Below are 17,528 nucleotides of genomic sequence, written 5' to 3'. Positions count from 1 at the left end.
GCCAGCCGCCTTGCTGTCGTTTCTCAAGGAATGGCTGCTGGACCATATCCTGAAGATGGATATGAAGATTTGCACGTTCGTCCGGGAGAAAGAGGCCCAAAAAAAGGCGACGGAGTCAGAGCAGGAGAAAGATGTCATATCTGCTGATGGGAAAAGATGAATAATGGGTAACTACTCAACTCATGCATGCTGAGTAGCTACAAAAGGAGTAAGGATGATGCAATGTCCTGGACGATGTTCGGCGGGACTATCAGTAAATTTTCTGCTGTTCTGGATTCTGGCACTGCTCTTCTGGCAGATGAGCAGCACCGCTGTTTTGGCGCAGGAGCGACACCCTGAAGCGTTTGGTGTCCATGATGGAACGCAATTGCGAATTGTTGGATCGACAACAATCCAACCCATCGTGCAGGAGGTTGCGAATCTGTATTGCAAGCAGACCGGGCCGAGAATCCTTCTCCAAGGGGGAGGGAGTTCCTTTGGCATAGCAGCGGTTCGGGCCATGACGGCCGATATCGGCATGGTCAGCAGGGAGCTCACTCCCGAGGAAACGGATGAATTCGAACACGTTGTCATCGGCTATGACGCCGTGGCGATCATCGTCAACAGCCATAATCCCAGGCAGGCTGTTTCCAAGGAGGAACTGCGGGACATCTATACCGGAAGGACCAAAACATGGTTTCCTGGACAGGAAGGGCAGGCCGACATCGTGCTGGTTTCCAAGCTTATCGGCCGGGGCACCTTGGCGATATTCGAGGCCTATACCGGACTGCGCAGCCCGTTTCATGCCCCGGCCGTTCCGCACGAGCAGGACCAGGAGACCATCTCCACTTCAGCCTGGGAAGCTGGAGCAAATTTGGACAGTATCCTCTGGGTTGGCGGAATGCGCGGGGCCATTGGATTCGTCTCCATTGGCGACACCCAGCGGTTCATCAGGCTGGGCATGCCCATTCGTGTACTTGAGGTGGATCATACCCTTCCTATCCCGGAACAGGTGACCGAGGGAACGTACCCGCTACGTCGGAGACTCCACCTCGTCTATCTTCGCGGGAATGCACGGGCCGAGGAATTTGCCCGGTTCATGCTCACTACGCCGGGCCAAACCGAGGTGCTGGAGCAGGGCTTCATCCCGGTGCCCGCCCCAGGCGGGCCATGGGAGGCCAAGCCATGAACAGGAGAACGTATTCCAGACTCTGGGTTCCCACCCTGCTGGTCGCCCTGGTGACCATCCTTTGTTTTGCTTTTGTATCCCGCTACCAGAACACCCAGGTCCGTCAGGGAAATGAGCTGAATATGCAGGCCATGGCAGTGATGCGTGACGTGGAGCACGTGCTTGCGAACATGATGCAGGGCGTGGCCGTGGGAGAGGTTAGGTCTTTTGTGGACGCGGCCCGGGTTTCCAGGGATCTGGAAGGAGTGATTCGTGGTCTGATCGGATCAGGTGTTCCGGAGAGCGAAGACCTCTGGGTCACCTACCGGGAATTGTACAGGAACCTCGTGACCGCGGTGGCCCTTTTTCATGAAAATCGCACTCAAGATGCCGCTTTGGCCATGGAGACGGTCCGACATCTGGAAAATTCCCTGCGCGTTCGTCTTGAGCGGCTGGCAGAACAGGTAGTCATGAACCAGGTTAGACTGACCAGGACCATGAACCTGATCATGGCCGTGGCGGCTTTGTTGCTGCTGGCAACGGCCGTGGTCAACGGCCTGTTCTTTGTGCCGGCTTTGGTGGTGCGGCCCATGCAACGGATGGTGGAAAAGGCTGAATCAGCCGGCGAGGCATTGCGGCACAGTGAGGAACACCTCTTCGCCATCCTGCGTTCCATGGGGGACGGGGTGATCGTCCGTGACAAATCGGGACGGGTCACCAGTCTCAACCGCGCGGCCGAGGTCCTCACCGGCTGGACCGCTTCCGAGGCTGCTGGTCGTCCCTTGGAGGAAGTCTATCATATTATCAACGGCTTGACCCGTGAGGCCGCCGCCAATCCCGTGATGCACACGCTCAACGAAGGAGTGGGCGTGGAGCTGATTAACGATATTCTGCTCATTTCCCGGGACGGCACGGAGCGTCATCTCGCCGAGAGCTGCGCACCCATCCATGATGCATTGGGGGATGTTACCGGCGCGGTACTGGTGTTCCGGGATGTGACCGAGGAATACATGCAGCGGCAGGAATTGCGAAACGAGCAATTGCGCCTCGAGGCCATCACCGGTTCTGCTCATGATGCCATCGTGATGATGGCCCCTGACGAAACCATCGTCTTCTGGAACCCATCGGCGGAGCGTTTTTTCGGTTACTCGCAAGAAGAGGCGCTGGGCAAATCGTTGCACCGGCTGATCGCTCCAGAACGCTATCATGCGCTGTTTTTTAAAGTCTTGCCACGATTTCAGGCAACCGGTCAGGGCGGAGCCGTCGGCAGGACTCTTGAACTGGAAGGTCGCCGGTCCGATGGCAGCGAGGTTCCCATAGAGCTGTCTCTGTCCGCAATGCAGCTGAGCAGCGGCTGGCATGCCGTCGGCGTGATACGCGACATCACTGAGCGCAGGCAGGCCGAGGAAAAATTGCAAGCTTATGCCCTGGACATGGAGCTGAAAAATGTCGAGCTGGACAAGGCTGTGGTCGCGGCCGAGCAGGCCACGCGAGCCAAGTCCGAGTTTTTGGCCAACATGAGCCACGAAATCCGAACCCCCATGAACGGAGTGATCGGCATGACCGGCTTATTGCTCGACACTCCGCTGTCCGAGGGGCAGCGCCGCTATGCCGAGATCGTCAAGGACAGCGCGGATTTATTGCTGGAATTGATCAATGACATCCTGGATTTCTCAAAAATAGAGGCTGGCAAGCTTGATCTGGAGACTTTGGATTTTGACTTGCAGAGCCTGCTGGACGACTTTGCCGCCACCATGGCTCTGCGTGCGCACGACAAAGGCCTGGAACTGATTTGTGTCGCCGACCATGACGTACCCACGGCGCTTCAAGGTGATCCGGGCCGACTCCGCCAGATTTTGAACAATTTTGCCGGCAATGCCGTGAAATTCTCCTACCAGGGTGAGGTGGTGATCAGAGTGAGAAAGGCGGATGGAAATGCCGGAAAGCTGGAAAGCTGGAATGCTGGAATTGGAGAGGCAGATCGTCCAGCCCGCATTTCAGACTCCCTTGAACAACCCGATCTGCCCCAGGCCGATGTGCCAGCGGTAACTTCCATTCAGCAAGACATCCATCCCAGCATCCCCGTATACCAGCATACCAGCATTCATCCCCCTCAGCCATCAACCATAACCCTGCTGTTTACCGTCCAGGACACCGGCATTGGTATTCCGGAGGACAAGATTGGCGTGCTGTTTGAGAAGTTCGCACAGGTGGATGCTTCCACGACGAGAAAATATGGCGGCACCGGTTTGGGGCTGGCCATCTCCAAACAGTTGGTCGAGTTAATGGGGGGAGAGGTGGGCGTGACCAGTGTCGAGGGGCAAGGCTCAACATTCTGGTTTACGGTTCGTTTTGGCCTCCAGGCCGATGCGGCGAAGAAGGAATTGTCGCCGCCGAGTGACTTGGCCGGGGTGCATGTATTGATTGTTGACGACAACGCCACAAATCGTGAAATTCTCTCCGCTCGTTTCAGTGTGTGGGGCCTGCGATCTGAGGAAACATCCAGTGGTCCGGAAGGGCTTCAGGCGCTCTATCGCTCCCTGGACGTTAACGACCCCTTTCGCCTTGCCATCATTGACATGCAAATGCCGGGTATGGACGGGGAGGCCTTGGGTCGGGCCATCAAGGCGGATGGTCGGTTGAAGGATACGCAGCTGGTTATGCTCACCTCGTTGGGGGCTCGGGGTGATGCCCGGCGCTTCCAGGAGGTCGGGTTCACCGCGTATGCCGTCAAGCCGATTCGTCCCGGTGAGCTGAAGGCAGTGCTCTCTCAGGCCCTTGCAACAGGTGATGGCAGTGGCACGAAGCAACCTGTTGCTACCCGCCATACCGCCCGCGAATCGCAACATCTGTTCTTGAACAGCAAGGCTCGTATCCTCTTGGCAGAGGACAACAGCACCAACCAGAAGGTGGCCCTGGCCCTGCTCAAGAACCTGGGCCTGAAGGCCGATGCCGTGGCCAACGGGGTCGAGGTCCTCCAGGCGCTGCGCTCTATTCCGTACGATCTGGTGTTGATGGATGTGCAGATGCCGGAAATGGATGGGTTGGAGGCTACGCGGCGCATTCGTGCGGCGGAGGACAGAAGTAAGATGTCGGATGTCGGAGATCGGACTGCTGATCCTCAGGATTCAGGTTTCAGCCCTCATCCCTCCCACCAGCGTCTGCCGGTGATCGCTCTCACCGCCCATGCCATGCAGGGCGACCGGGAGCGATTTTTGGCAGCGGGAATGGACGATTACGTGACCAAGCCCGTGGAGCTGTTCAAGTTGGCTGAGGTTTTGGAACGGTGGCTACCCAAGGGTGAGGTGAGAGGCTGCCCGGAGAGGCAGGGCGGCGAGGCTTGTGGTGCACCCATGAATAATTCCCAGGAGGAACAGTCACCTTCAGATGAGCTTCAGGCTCAGGCGATTCCCGAAGAAGGCAATACGGCTTCCGAGAGGATCGAAGAGGACATCCCGGCCTTCAACAAAGCGGACTACCTGCGCCGAATTGGTGGAAACGAAACTCTGGCCATGAGCATCCTGGGCCAAGCCGTCCAGGAACTTCCGGCTATGGTGGCCGCCTTGCAGGAGGTTTTGCGCCAGAGAGAGAAGAAGGCGATTCAGGCTCAGGCCCACACTCTCAAAGGGACTGCGGCAACGGTCGGCGCGGCGGCTTTGTCCGAGCTGGCTCGGAAGATCGAAGACGCCGCGAAAAACGAGGAACTTGACGACCTGGGTGATCTGGAGGTCCAAGTCAACGAGCAATGGGAGCGCTTTGCCCAGGCGGTTTCCGAGTCGGGCCTTACGGAGCCCGGAAAGTCATAAACAAAGAGTAACTTCAACTACAGCGAACTTCCATTTCCGTCGTCTGGCCAAGATGTTTAACCATGGAGCATACGGGGACCGCGGGGAAAGAAACTCTGGTTTTCGGAATATTTTCTTCGTGCCCCCCGTGATCCCCGTGGTTAAATCTTTAGCGGTGTCGGTTGGTTCATAAAAATGTCGTTGTCGTGCTCCACCTTTTATCACTTGGCAATTTTCACGGAGGAAAATTCAGATATGGCCAAAATTCTTGTTGTCGATGACGCCTCGATCATCCGGAACATGATGGAACTGCTCCTCAAGGACGGCGGTCACGAAGTGCTCGCTGAGGCCGGTTCCGGACAGGAAGCCTTTGAACTGTACAAAAAGCACCAGCCGGACCTGGTGACCATGGACATCAACATGTCGATGGGAGAGAGCGAGCAAAAGCGCGGCGGTATCTTGACCCTGAAAAAAATCCTCTCCGAGTTTCCTCAAGCCAAGGCGATCATGGTCAGTTCCCACGCGAACAAGGAAATTCTTCTGGAGTCCATAAAACCGGGGCCAAGCACTACCTGCTCAAGCCCAAGGAGATATCCCAAATGCTCGATCAGGTTCGAGAAGCTGACAGCATGTGGACGGGGTATGCTGAAGAAGCCGGGGTCACGGCCAAAAGCAAAGTTTATGTTGCGGACGATTTTTGAGCGAACACTGGCTGAGACGGGTGGCCCGAAATCGGGTCCAGCCGCGAAATCCGGTTGCGTACAACCGCGTGTTTAGGAGGAAACCATGATTGAAATCGGCGGAATTTTCAGTTTGATCCTGCTCATCGCCTGTGTCTGGGCTATTGTTCAGATTTTTCAAAGCCGGGCGAGCACTGGGTCGAAGGTGTTCTGGATCGTTCTGATCCTTCTTTTGCCCCTGATCGGATTGATAATCTGGTTTCTGGCCGGACCACGCGGCTCCAGATATTGAAGCTAATGAACGTTCGGCTGGGAGACCTGAAGCTAATGCATTAATAATCAAGGATAAAGAGCCATGCACAGACAGTTTGCATTTGACAACAGGACGCTCCCCTTTGGCCCAATTCTCGAGGCCGACGGCGTTCGTTTCCGGCTTTGGGCTCCGGGGGCAAAGCAGGTGGACGTGGTCCTGGTGGGGCAGGATCAGGAGCAACGTGTGGCCATGCCGACTACCCGGGACGGCTGGCACGAGGTTTTGGTTCCCGAGGCCGGGGTCGGCTCCTTGTATCATTTCAAGATCAACGGCGAGACCCTGGTCCCGGACCCGGGTTCGCGCTTTCAGCCTGAGGACCTCTCCGGGCCGAGCCAGGTGGTGGATACCGCCGGGTTCACCTGGGAGAATTCGGACTGGAAAGGGCGGCCCTGGGCGGAAACCGTGCTCTACGAACTGCATGTGGGCACGTTCACGCCGGAAGGCACCTACGACGGGGTGCGGGCGCGGTTGCCGTATCTCAAGGAACTGGGCGTCACGGCCGTGGAGCTGATGCCCCTGGCCGATTTCCCGGGCAGCCGCAATTGGGGCTATGACGGGGTGCTGCCCTTTGCCCCGGATTCGGTCTACGGCTCGCCTCAGGAATTGCGGCGTCTCATTGACGAGGCCCACGGGCTGGGGCTGATGGTTTTTCTGGACGTGGTCTACAACCATTTCGGCCCGGAAGGAAACTACCTGCATCTCTACGCTCCTCAGTTCTTCACCGAGGCCCACCAGACCCCCTGGGGGGCGGCTATTGATTTTTCCGTGCCCCAGGTCCGGGACTTTTTCATCGCCAACGCCGTGTACTGGCTGCAAGAGTATCGGTTTGACGGCCTGCGCCTGGACGCGGTCCATGCCATCCAGGATGACGGTCCCGTGCATATTCTGGAGGAATTGGCTCAGACCGTGACCAAGGCGTTCCCCCAGGACCGACACGTGCACCTGGTTCTGGAAAACGACGCCAACCAGGCCCGGTTTCTTAACCGGGAGGGAACCGGTGAGCCGAAATACTACGTGGCCCAGTGGAACGACGATATCCACCACGTCTACCATGTGCTGGGCACCGGGGAGACCCAGGGCTACTACGCGGACTACGCGGACAACGCGCTGGACCGGCTGGGCCGATGCCTGGCTCAGGGTTTTGCCTACCAGGGTGAACCCTCAGCCCATCGGGGGGGCGAGGCCCGGGGCGAGCCCAGTGCCCATCTCCCGCCCGAAGCCTTCGTGGCCTTTATTCAGAACCACGACCAGATCGGCAATCGGGCCCTGGGGGAGCGGCTGCCCCAACTGGCCCCGCTGGAAAAGCGCACGGCCCTGACGGCCATGTACCTGCTCGCTCCTCAAATCCCCATGCTCTACATGGGCGAGGAGTGGGCCACGGAGCGGCCTTTCCCGTTTTTTTGCGACTTTCAGGGCGACCTGGCCGATGCGGTCCGCGAAGGCCGGCGCAAGGAGTTCGCGGCCTTTCCCGAGTTCGCCGACCCGGGCATGCGCGAGCGCATCCCGGACCCCAACGATCCGGCCACGGCCCAGAGCGCCGTGTTGAACTGGGATGAGCGCTATTCCGTGGAGCACGCCCAGTGGCTGACCTTCTACCGGGATCTGCTGTCCTTGCGTCAGGCACGCATCGTGCCCTTGCTGGGATTGATGCAGCCCGGAGCCGCCACATGGCAAATCCAGGAGCCCAGCGTGCTGATCGTGAACTGGCCCTTAACCGATGGCCGAACCTTGCGCATGACCGGAAATCTCGGTTCCAAGTCGTTCCTGACGAATTTTGACTTGGAAAATGATCCCGATTCACTGGATGCCATTTACGTTTCGCCTTACGCCCAACGTAAAGGAAGCGGGGTGGAATTGGAGGGCTGGGGCGTAATGTGGACCGTGGTCCCAAAATGACGAATTTAACAAGGAGGTGACAGATCATGTCGGAAAAACGTGATGCGTATGTCCAGAAATTGAAAGCCAAAATTGATGAATGGAACGCGGACATCGACGAATTGACTGCCAAGGCGGACCAGGCCGAAGCGGATGCGAAAATCAAGTATCAGCATGAACTTGAAGAGTTGCGGACAAAGCGTCAGGAACTGGAGGGCAAAGTCGCTGACCTCCAGAGCGCGGGAGAATCCGCCTGGGAAGAACTCAAGCAGGGCGTTGAATCTTCCTGGGAGGTCTGGAAGGCGAGTTTTTCCAGGGCGAAAACGGCATTTGAAAAGGGGTATCAGGAAGGGCGGGAAGAAGGGCAGAGCAAGAAGCGTGAAGAGTAGCCTTTGGTGCGACCCTGCACTTCGTATTTTTGTCTCACAACATGTAACAATACCAGGAGGCAGTCATGCCCAGCGTCGGAGAAAGCTACAAGTGTGAGTTGTGCGGTAATGTCGTGGAAGTGAAAGAGGCCGGTGGCGGAGAGCTGGTCTGCTGCGGAGAACCAATGAAAAAGGCGATTTTCAAGGAAAATGTCTGGATGAGCGTCGGCACAGGGGAATCGTCAGACGAATAGCGGCATGCGTTTGACAACATCAAGGCGTCTCAAAACCAGCTGAATCCAGCCGACAGCAGAGTGGGCCGGCATTATGCCGCCACTCTGCTGTTTTTTTTGATCATCTCATCTGATCGGCATGCATCCAGCCTGAACAGGAGGGTTTACGTGTCCTACGCTTCACTCGAAGCCGTGTTCATTCTTGTCCTTATTCTCGTCAACGGCTTTTTCGCCATGTCCGAGATGGCCCTGGTGGCGGCGCGCAAGGCGCGGCTCAAGGCCCAGGCCGACGAGGGCAACCGCAGGGCCCGCGTGGCGTTGCTGTTGAAGAACAAGATGGACAAGTTTTTGTCCACGGCCCAGATCGGGATCACCATGGTGGCCATTTTGACCGGGGCCGTGAGCGGAACGACCATTGCCGCCAGGGTCCAGGATTTTCTGGCCAGGTTTCCGAGCTTGGAACCTGACCGGGTAGGCCATCGTTTTGAAATCGTGGATATGGACGGCAGGCGCATCGACAGGATACTGGTTGTTCCACTTTCCGAGAAGAATGAATAAGGCGGAGAGTCTGGGATGAACGCTGGCGATTTGTAACTACTCAACTCATCGGTGGGAGAATCAGACTGGATAGCGGAAACGCGCCGGCCTTCGCCGGCATGACTGACTTGGAAACGACATGGTAGAAGACGTCATTCCGGCGAAAGCCGGAATCCAGTACTTGTAAATGGTCATGCACCGTATGTGCTGAGTAGTTACGGCAATTTTTTGTTTGGAGCATGAACCGGAAGAGGTGGCAATGCACGATAACGAAAACGGCTGCCCTGGATCAAGACGGCCATTGGTCAAACGAAAAAGCGTACTGGTGGCTTTTATTGTCATTATCATGCATGCATTGGGTTTTCTAACCTCCATCAATGCCTTGATGTCCACGCGCACGGCGCCAGGAACCGTTGCCTGGGTGGTTACTCTGAATACGTTTCCTTATGTTGCCGTCCCAGCCTACTGGGCTTTTGGGCGAACGAAGTTTCAGGGTTATGTGTCGGCCAGACGTGAACAGGACTCCATCCTTGCGGAAGTGCTGACAACCAAGCTCTACCATGTAAACTCTTTTGTGCATAACCCCACACCCCCCAGTGATCGTTTACAGGCGCTGGAAAGACTGGCAAAAATGCCTTTTCTGTTGGGTAACCAGTTGGATTTGCTGATTGATGGTAATGCAACCTTTCAAAGTATTTTTGAAGGGATTGACGCTGCTGAGGATTACCTGCTTGTTCAATTTTACATTGTCAGGGCCGACACCTTGGGCCAGGAATTGAAAAGCAGACTCATTCACAAGGCCCATCAAGGAGTTCGCGTCTTTTTTCTGTACGATGCCATTGGCAGCTATCGCTTGCCTCGGTCTTTCATCAACGAAATGTCCGCCGCGGGAATACACGTTCGCCGATTTAATTCCTCCCAAGGGCTTATCCTGCCCTTTCAAATCAACTTCCGTAACCATCGGAAAATCGTGGTTGCGGATGGGAAGTATGGCTGGGTTGGCGGATTCAATGTGGGTGACGAATACCTGGGCATGGATGCCAGGTTTGGTGACTGGCGGGACACGCATTTGCGCATCAGCGGCCCAGCCGTTCTGGGATTGCAGATTTCGTTCTTGGAAGACTGGTTCTGGACCACAGGTGAGATACCTGATCTGGAATGGAAACCGACAGCGGCCCAAGTCGCCAATGCCCCTGTTTTGATTTTTCCTTCCGGTCCGGCTGATCGACTTGAGACAGCCAGCCTGTTCATGCAATACCTGATTCATACGGCCAAACGTCGAATCTGGATTTCCAGCCCCTATTTCGTTCCAGACGAGGGTGTCATGGGAGCCTTGAAGCTGGCGGCCTTGCGGGGTGTGGATGTGCGCATCGTCATTCCTGAGAGCCCAGATCACCTGCTGGTCTATTTTGCGACATACGCATTTCTTGGTTCAATTCTTGATGCTGATATCCAGATTTATCGATTCCAAGCCGGTTTTCTGCATGGAAAGGCCTTTGTTGTGGATGAAAATCTTGCCGGAGTAGGCACAATCAATTTGGACAATCGTTCGTTTCGCCTGAATTTTGAAGTCACGGCCGTAGTCGAGGACAACGATTTTACATCAAAGGTGGAACAAATGTTTGAACGTGACTTCCTACGGTCCAGGAAAATGACCGCGGCAGATATTCACACGCAACCGTTCTGGTTTCGCGTGGTTTCCCGCGCAGCATATCTGACGGCTCCTTTGTTATGAATTGGCGTCCATATACCGGAAAGATCAACACCTCTCCGTGTCTGGTTGCCGGTGTCGTGGCCGTGGGGGAGATGCTCTATCGCAACGTCGATTTCTGCACCCTGCCGCCGGGTATGGTGAGTGGATCGTGAGCACTGTGGTTGAAGATTTCGCGATCAAACTTTGGCGCTCCGTCCGGACACCAGGTGGTCGGCCAGGGCCAGGGCCTCTTCCCTGGTCGAGATTTCTCGGGCGTCCTGAGCCTCTTGCAACAACCCGAGGGTTCGGCCCAGGGCTGGACCGGGGGGCAGGCCCAGGGCCAGGAGGTCGTGGCCGTTGACCAGGGGGAGGGCGCTGAAGGTGGTTCGCGTCTGCTCCAGGAATTCCCGGATCAGGGCGACGCCTCGGGCTTCCTGGGTCTGGTGCTCCTGGAGCGAACTGGCCGGGCCGAGGGTGGCGCGGATGTCGGCGAGGCAGAGCAGGATCGCGGGGATCAGATCCGACCCGAGGCGGCGCATCCAGCGCAACCGGGCCTTGAGCTTGGCTTCCGGACGCAGCAGAACGCCTACGTGGAGGTGGTGGCGGATCAAGCCGACGACATATTTGCTCTCCGCGGATGACAGCCGCAGCCGGGAGGCAATGGATTCGGCCATGGTCGCGCCCAGGGCGTCATGCCCGTAAAAGGTAATCCGCTCCGTGTTCTCTTTCGTGGACCGGCGTCCTTTGGTTCCAGGCTTGCCGATGTCGTGCAGCAACACGGCCAGTTTCAGCCAGGGCAGCCGCCATTGCGCAAGCGTGGCCAGGATCGGCTCCCGAAGCTCGCCGAACACGGACTCGATATCCGCGAGTAGGACTTCGCATTGTGCCACCGCGGCCAGGGAGTGCTCGAACACGTCCAGATGGTGGAAGTGGTTCTGGCCGCACCCGCGCATCTCCCGCACCTCCGGAAACAGGACGGCCAGCACCCCGACCCGGTCCATTTCCGCCATCAATCGTCCGCCTCCCGGACATTCCAGAATCAGTCGCAGCTCGGATCGGATTCGTTCTCCGGATATCCTGGCCAGGGCCTGGGCGTGACGCGTCATGTCGTCCAGCGTGGCCGGTTCGATGGCCCAGCCCAGTTGCGCACGCATGCGGAATCCGCGTAGGATGCGTAGCGGATCCTCGGCCATGGTCCGCGGCCCGGTGCGGCGAATCAGGCCCTGGAGAGTATCATGGAGGCCCAAGTGCGGGTCGAGCAAATCCCGCTGCCAGGTGGTTTTTTTGGCGGCGTGGTTCTCCGTGGACGCCAGAGCCTCCGGAAGCAGTCCGAGAGGCAGAGCCATGGCGTTGGCCGTGAAATCCCTGCGAGCCAGATCTTCGAGGATGTCCCGCCCATGGATTTCCGTGACGTCCAGAAAGCAGGGGCCAGGCAGGGGGGCGGCCAGGAGCTCGATCGGGAGCCCGGCTGGATCGGCGTCACGTGGAACCACCCGAAAACTTGGAGGATCATGATCCCGGCCCAGAGGAACGAAGCGGGCGTTCAGGGCCTTGGCCAGTTCAAGGGCAACAGCCTCGGCATCGCGGCAGGCCAGGTCCACGTCTTTCAGGGGGCGGCCCAGCAACAGATCCCGGACACCGCCGCCGACGAGAAAAACCCCGTCCGTGGGCAGCGAGGCCCGGTGCAGGCCGCTTAGGAAACGTTGAAGCGACGCTGGGAGTGCGGGGGAGGAGACAGCGCGGGACATGACGGCGTCATCGCTACCATGTCCGGGAAGGCGAGGCAAAGCCGGCTTCAGAGGGGAGTCGGGCAGGCCTGCCTCTTCTTTTCCAACACTCAGAAACATTTTGTGTTGTTGCGAAATGCTCCGGCGGAATATAGTTTGCATAAGCAGGTTGTCCGGGGTTTTGATTTGAAAATCGTTGTCCTGGAGCGGAGGCAGGGATTGGTCGGGCTTGTTTCACGGACGACCTCAATTGACGCATTCGGCATATCGATGAACACGATTGGAGGGTACACTTCATGAAACGTCTTCTTTCTTTCACCGTCCTGGCAATCCTGATCCTGATGGCCCCAAAGGCTGGCATGGCTGACGAGCTTCCTCCGGATTTGGAAGCGTATATCCGCGGTTTGAGTCAGGAGTATTTCAAGATCACCAGCTCGATATTCGTCTCTTTCACTTCGCAAACCGGCGTCACCCAGGGCGGGTTCGTCTTTGACGGCGATGCCGGAGGCGACTTCAAGATGGATGTCGTCAAAGCGCCGCTGAGATACTACTTTGCTCCCCCGGAAAGCCGGACCCGACCATTTTTGAAATTCTCCTACGGCTACGCCCGAACCTCCATTTCCTATCGATCTTCGGACCTTTTCCCCGAAGACCGAGACGTCAAGGATCGCGATCGCAGCCGGACCCACAGCATCAGCCTGACTCCGGGCGTGAAATGGGAATACCTGCCCGGTTTTTTCATCGAACCCACCCTCGGTTTCGCGTACAGTCACATCACATACAAGTATGACTACAATACACGCTTTATGCGAGAACTGGTAACGCAATATCCCTCTCTGGACCGTGACCTCTTTAACACAACCGTTGATCTGTACTCCATCAGCCCCGGTCTCCGACACGAAATCGATTACCCGTTGGGGCCGGGGATTTTGGGTTTTGATCTGCAGTATGCCTACGTGTACGCCAAGCCTTGGCGCTCGAAAAGCAGGTATGCCGACTTTACCGTCCACAGCGGCTTTCTGGGAACCACTCTCGATTATGAGCTTCCCACCGGCCTGACCCTCTGGGACAAGGATTTGGCGGTCAAGCCCTTTCTGACCCGGACGGATTTGTTCGCGGACTTCAGTGAAGGGATGGAGATGCATCACTTCTACGAGTTCGGCCTCGGGTTCATTCTCGACGTGGGCGACTTCGGCAATTTGTTCTCCCGCATATCCCTGAGCGGCTCGTATATCACCGGAGAGGACATGCGCGGCTGGAAGTTCGGATTCAATTTTATCTGATCCAGTGGGCCTGCTGATCCTTAATTGCTGGGTCGAATACGCCGCGGCGCGCTCGGTTGCTCATGGGGTGGACTTTTGCTATTCTTATCGACTTTTAGTTTGTTCAATCTTACGGCATGCCAAGGAGATGATCATGGCCCGCAAACCCGCTGTTGAGGCGCAGGACGCCCGCCGGGAGGCGTTGCAGACCGCGCTGACCACCATTGAACGCAAATACGGCCAGGGCTCGGTGATGCGCTTGTCCGACGACGCGCATCAGGCCATCGAGGCCATTCCCTCCGGCTCCATCGGGCTGGATTTGGCTCTGGGCATCGGCGGGATTCCCCGTGGCAGGGTGACTGAGATATACGGCCCCGAATCCTCGGGCAAGACCACTCTGGCCCTGCACATGATCGCTGAAGCCCAGAAGCTGGGCGGGGTGTGCGCGTTCATCGACGCGGAGCACGCCCTGGACGTGACCTATGCCCGCCGGTTGGGCGTCAAGACCGACGAACTGCTGATTTCCCAGCCGGACTACGGTGAACAGGCCCTGGACATCGCGGACATGCTGGTCCGTTCCGGCGGGGTGGATCTGATCGTCATCGACTCCGTGGCGGCTTTGATCCCTCAGTCCGAACTGGAAGGCAACATGGGCGAGACACAGGTTGGCTCCCAGGCCCGGCTGATGTCCCACGCCCTGCGCAAGCTCACCGCGACCATCCATAAGTCCAAGACTTCGGTTTTGTTCATTAACCAGATCCGGATGAAGATCGGGGTGGTGGGCTACGGCAGCCCGGAAACCACTCCCGGCGGCAACGCCTTGAAGTTCTACGCCTCGATCCGTCTGGACATCCGCCGGATTCAGACCATCAAGGACAAGGACGAAGCCGTGGGCATCAAGGCCCGGGTCAAAGTGGTCAAGAACAAGGTGGCCCCGCCGTTTCGGGAGGCCGTGTTCGACATCATGTACGGCACGGGCATTTCCCGGGAAGGGGAGATCCTGGAACTGGGCGTGGAACACAAGGTTGTGGACAAAAGCGGCTCCTGGTTTTCCTTCGGCTCCGAGCGCTTGGGCCAGGGCTACGAGAACGTTCGGGCCTTTTTGCAGGAAAACCAGGATCTACGCCAGTCCATTGAGGACCAGCTTTTGCGTCATTTGGGCATGACCGAGGGGACCGGCGCGCCGGATACTCCGGCGGAGCAGGACACTCCGGAAGCCGCATAAGCATCACACCCCTCGGCATCACCATCTCAGGAGCACCCAAAAGTGATCACCGCTGAATCCATTCGTCAACGCTTTTTGGACTTTTTCGCCCGCAACGGCCACGAGGTCGTGGCCAGTTCCTCCCTGGTGCCTCGGGAAGATCCTTCGCTGTTGTTCACCAACGCGGGCATGGTCCAGTTCAAGAAGGCCTTTTTAGGCCAGGAGAAGCGCGATTCCAATCGGGCGGTTAGTTCCCAGAAATGCCTGCGCGTAGGCGGCAAGCACAACGACCTGGAGAACGTCGGGCGCACGGCAAGGCACCACACGTTTTTCGAGATGCTCGGCAACTTTTCCTTCGGCGACTATTTTAAGGCCGAAGCCGTGGACTTTGCCTGGCGGTTTCTGACCGAGGAACTGGGACTGCCCAAGGAGCGGCTGTACGTCACGGTGTTCCGGGAGGACGACGAGGCCGAGGATACCTGGAAGCGGGTGGCGAAGGTGCCAGGAGAACGGATTTTTCGGCTGGATGAAAAAGACAATTTCTGGTCCATGGGCGACACCGGTCCCTGCGGGCCTTGTTCCGAAATTCTCATCGACCAGGGTGAGGCCATGTCCTGCGGCCCGGACTGCGGCATCGGGCGTTGCGACTGCGACCGGTATCTGGAGATCTGGAACCTGGTCTTCATGCAGTATGAGCGCGACGCTTCCGGGACCATGCACCCCCTGCCCAAGCCGAGCATCGACACCGGCATGGGCCTGGAGCGGATCAGCGCGGTCTGCCAGGGCGTGTACTCCAACTTCGATTCCGACCTGTTCACCCCGTTGATCGCTCAGATTTCCGAGCTGTCCGGGCAGGCCTACGGTGCGGCGGACGATGGGGACACGGCCATGCGCGTGATCGCGGATCACGGCCGGTCCGTGGCCTTTTTGGTGGCCGACGGGATAGTGCCTTCCAACGAAGGTCGCGGCTACGTCCTGCGCCGTTTGATCCGCCGGGCCTTCCGCTTCGGGCGGTTGCTGGGCCTTGAGGGACCTTTTTTGCACACGGTCTGCGACCACGTCTGCGCCATGATGGGCGAGACCTTCCCTGAACTCCTGGAAAACCGGACCTTCATGGGCCGGGTGGTGACCCAGGAAGAGGAACGCTTCGGGCAGACCCTGGACAAGGGATTGAAGCTGCTGGCCGACGAACTGGAAGCCCTGACGGCCCGGGGCGAGCGGCGGGTTTTGGGTGAAACTATTTTCAAGCTGTACGATACCTTCGGCTTTCCCTTGGACATTGTCCACGACGTGGCCGGAAAACAGGGTTACGACGTGGACGAAGCGGGCTTTCGGGAGTGCATGGCCGAGCAAAAGCAGCGAGCCAAAAAAGCTTGGAAGGGCAGCGGGGATGCTGATCCCTCCGTGCTGTTCGGCCATTTGCTGGAAGCCGGACTGACCACCCGGTTTGTGGGCTACGACGATGTCGCGGCCCGGAGTCGGATCACGGCCCTGACCGACGCTGGCGGCGAGAGCGTGGAGAAGCTGACTGCTGGGCAGGACGGTTGGCTGGTGGCCGCGGCGACGTCCTTTTATGCGGCTTCCGGCGGCCAAGTGGGGGACCAGGGCCGGGTGCGCTCCACCAGTGGTATGGCCGAGGTCACCGACGTGGCCAAAGTCGGCCAGGAGTTGGCCGTGCAGCGGATCGCCGTGCGCGAAGGTGAACTTTACCTGGACCAGGAAGTGGATCTGCTGGTCACTGAAACGACCCGCCTGGACACCGCCCGACACCACACCTGCACCCACTTGCTCCAGGCCGCTCTGCGCAAGGTTCTGGGCGAGCATGTCCGCCAGGCCGGTTCCTACGTTTCCCCGGAAGTGCTGCGGTTCGACTTTACCCATACCATGGCTCTGACCCCCGAGGAATTGCGGGCTGTGGAGGATGATGTGAACCGGGCCATCCTCGGCGACATCCCTCTGGACGTGGTCGTGACCACGCCTGAAGAAGCCCAGCAGCGCGGCGCTCTGGCCTTTTTCGGTGAAAAATACGGCAAGGAGGTCCGGCTGGTCAGCGTGCCCGGAGTATCCACGGAACTCTGCGGCGGGACCCACCTGCGCTCCACGGGTCAGGCCGGCAGCTTTGTGATCCTCTCCGAATCCGGGATCGCCGCCGGGGTGCGTCGAATTGAAGCTCTGGCCGGGACCAAGGCTCTGGAGCACTGGCGCGGCCAGTCCGCGCTGCTTCGTGAAGCCGCGGGGCTGCTCAAGGCAGCTCCGTCGGATCTGTCCGGAAAGATCCAGCACCTGCTGGCCCAGCACCGGGATTTGGTCAAACAGAAGGAAGCCCTGGAAGGGCAACTGCGTTCCGGCCAAGGTGCGGACTTGGCGGCCCAGGTCGAAGACGTGGCCGGGGTCGCGCTTTTGGCCGCGGCCGTGGAGGTCAAGGACGTTAAGACCATGCGGGAGATGATGGACGATTTGCGTTCCAAGATCGCTTCCGGGGTCATTGTCCTGGCGGCCCAGGCCGACGGCAAAGCCATGCTCACCGTGGCGGTAAGCAAGGACCTGCACTCCCGGTTCACGGCCTCCAGTCTGGTCAAGGAACTGGCGCCCCTGGTGGGCGGCAGTGGTGGAGGGCGGCCGGACATGGCTCAGGCCGGCGGCAACGACTCCAGCGGCATCCCCCAAGTTCTGGAGCGCGTCCGACACTTGGTCGCAGGTTGAT

13 protein-coding genes and 1 pseudogene are annotated in these 17,528 nt (G+C 58.4%); 13 read left to right on the top strand and 1 reads right to left on the bottom strand.

Features of this window, described 5'->3' with window-relative positions:
* Positions 1-214: 214 nt before the first annotated feature.
* The 10 genes and pseudogenes from C6366_RS11425 to C6366_RS20500 all read left to right on the top strand — a co-directional run bounded on the left by C6366_RS11425 (position 215) and on the right by C6366_RS20500 (position 10,804).
* Positions 215-1,168, top strand: coding sequence for a substrate-binding domain-containing protein (locus C6366_RS11425; RefSeq protein WP_107738052.1), 954 nt, complete (start codon positions 215-217; stop codon positions 1,166-1,168).
* Positions 1,165-4,953, top strand: coding sequence for a PAS domain S-box protein (locus C6366_RS11420; protein WP_158269753.1), 3,789 nt, complete (start codon positions 1,165-1,167; stop codon positions 4,951-4,953). Before C6366_RS11425 ends, C6366_RS11420 begins: the two co-directional genes overlap by 4 nt.
* Positions 4,954-5,187: 234 nt before the next feature.
* A complete protein-coding gene (locus C6366_RS11415) occupies positions 5,188-5,709 on the top strand; it encodes a response regulator (RefSeq protein ID WP_158269752.1) in 522 nt (173 codons plus the stop codon).
* 9 nt (positions 5,710-5,718) lie between these two features.
* Positions 5,719-5,904 carry a PLDc N-terminal domain-containing protein gene (locus tag C6366_RS11410; RefSeq protein ID WP_107738047.1) on the top strand — a complete coding sequence of 62 codons (186 nt, stop codon included), beginning with the start codon at positions 5,719-5,721 and terminating at the stop codon, positions 5,902-5,904.
* A gap of 63 nt (positions 5,905-5,967) precedes the next feature.
* Positions 5,968-7,821, top strand: a complete 1,854-nt coding sequence (treZ, locus tag C6366_RS11405) for a malto-oligosyltrehalose trehalohydrolase (RefSeq protein ID WP_107738045.1) — start codon at positions 5,968-5,970, stop codon at positions 7,819-7,821.
* A gap of 26 nt (positions 7,822-7,847) precedes the next feature.
* Positions 7,848-8,189 (top strand): hypothetical protein, encoded by a 342-nt coding sequence (locus C6366_RS11400; protein ID WP_107738043.1) that lies wholly within the window; start codon positions 7,848-7,850, stop codon positions 8,187-8,189.
* A gap of 65 nt (positions 8,190-8,254) precedes the next feature.
* Positions 8,255-8,377: pseudogene (locus C6366_RS11395) on the top strand (desulfoferrodoxin FeS4 iron-binding domain-containing protein); the annotation flags it as partial.
* A gap of 192 nt (positions 8,378-8,569) precedes the next feature.
* Positions 8,570-8,959 carry a CNNM domain-containing protein gene (locus C6366_RS11390; RefSeq protein WP_107738040.1) on the top strand — a complete coding sequence of 130 codons (390 nt, stop codon included), beginning with the start codon at positions 8,570-8,572 and terminating at the stop codon, positions 8,957-8,959.
* A gap of 238 nt (positions 8,960-9,197) precedes the next feature.
* On the top strand, positions 9,198-10,673 hold the full coding sequence (gene cls / locus C6366_RS11385) for a cardiolipin synthase (protein ID WP_107738038.1): 1,476 nt from the start codon (positions 9,198-9,200) through the stop codon (positions 10,671-10,673).
* Positions 10,670-10,804, top strand: a complete 135-nt coding sequence (locus C6366_RS20500; RefSeq protein WP_255412097.1) for a hypothetical protein — start codon at positions 10,670-10,672, stop codon at positions 10,802-10,804. The genes cls and C6366_RS20500 overlap by 4 nt, the downstream gene beginning before the upstream one ends.
* A gap of 24 nt (positions 10,805-10,828) precedes the next feature.
* On the opposite strand, the gene C6366_RS11380 is transcribed toward C6366_RS20500, so the two are convergent.
* The gene (locus C6366_RS11380) at positions 10,829-12,379 is read right to left on the bottom strand and encodes a CCA tRNA nucleotidyltransferase (RefSeq protein WP_158269751.1); all 1,551 of its coding nucleotides are present in this window, start codon (positions 12,377-12,379) and stop codon (positions 10,829-10,831) included.
* 275 nt (positions 12,380-12,654) lie between these two features.
* Between C6366_RS11380 and C6366_RS11375 the strand changes: the two genes are divergently transcribed.
* The 3 genes from C6366_RS11375 to alaS all read left to right on the top strand — a co-directional run bounded on the left by C6366_RS11375 (position 12,655) and on the right by alaS (position 17,527).
* Positions 12,655-13,641, top strand: coding sequence for a Solitary outer membrane autotransporter beta-barrel domain (locus C6366_RS11375; protein ID WP_107738034.1), 987 nt, complete (start codon positions 12,655-12,657; stop codon positions 13,639-13,641).
* 133 nt (positions 13,642-13,774) lie between these two features.
* Positions 13,775-14,845, top strand: coding sequence for a recombinase RecA (gene recA, locus C6366_RS11370; RefSeq protein WP_107738082.1), 1,071 nt, complete (start codon positions 13,775-13,777; stop codon positions 14,843-14,845).
* 42 nt (positions 14,846-14,887) lie between these two features.
* Positions 14,888-17,527 (top strand): alanine--tRNA ligase, encoded by a 2,640-nt coding sequence (gene alaS / locus C6366_RS11365; protein ID WP_107738032.1) that lies wholly within the window; start codon positions 14,888-14,890, stop codon positions 17,525-17,527.
* Position 17,528: the final 1 nt, after the last annotated feature.

It is taken from the genome of Desulfonatronum sp. SC1, from assembly GCF_003046795.1.
In the GTDB taxonomy this organism is placed as follows: Bacteria; Desulfobacterota; Desulfovibrionia; order Desulfovibrionales; family Desulfonatronaceae; genus Desulfonatronum.
Note: the sequence above shows the minus strand (reverse complement) of the source record. Positions and strands in the feature narration are given on the sequence as shown.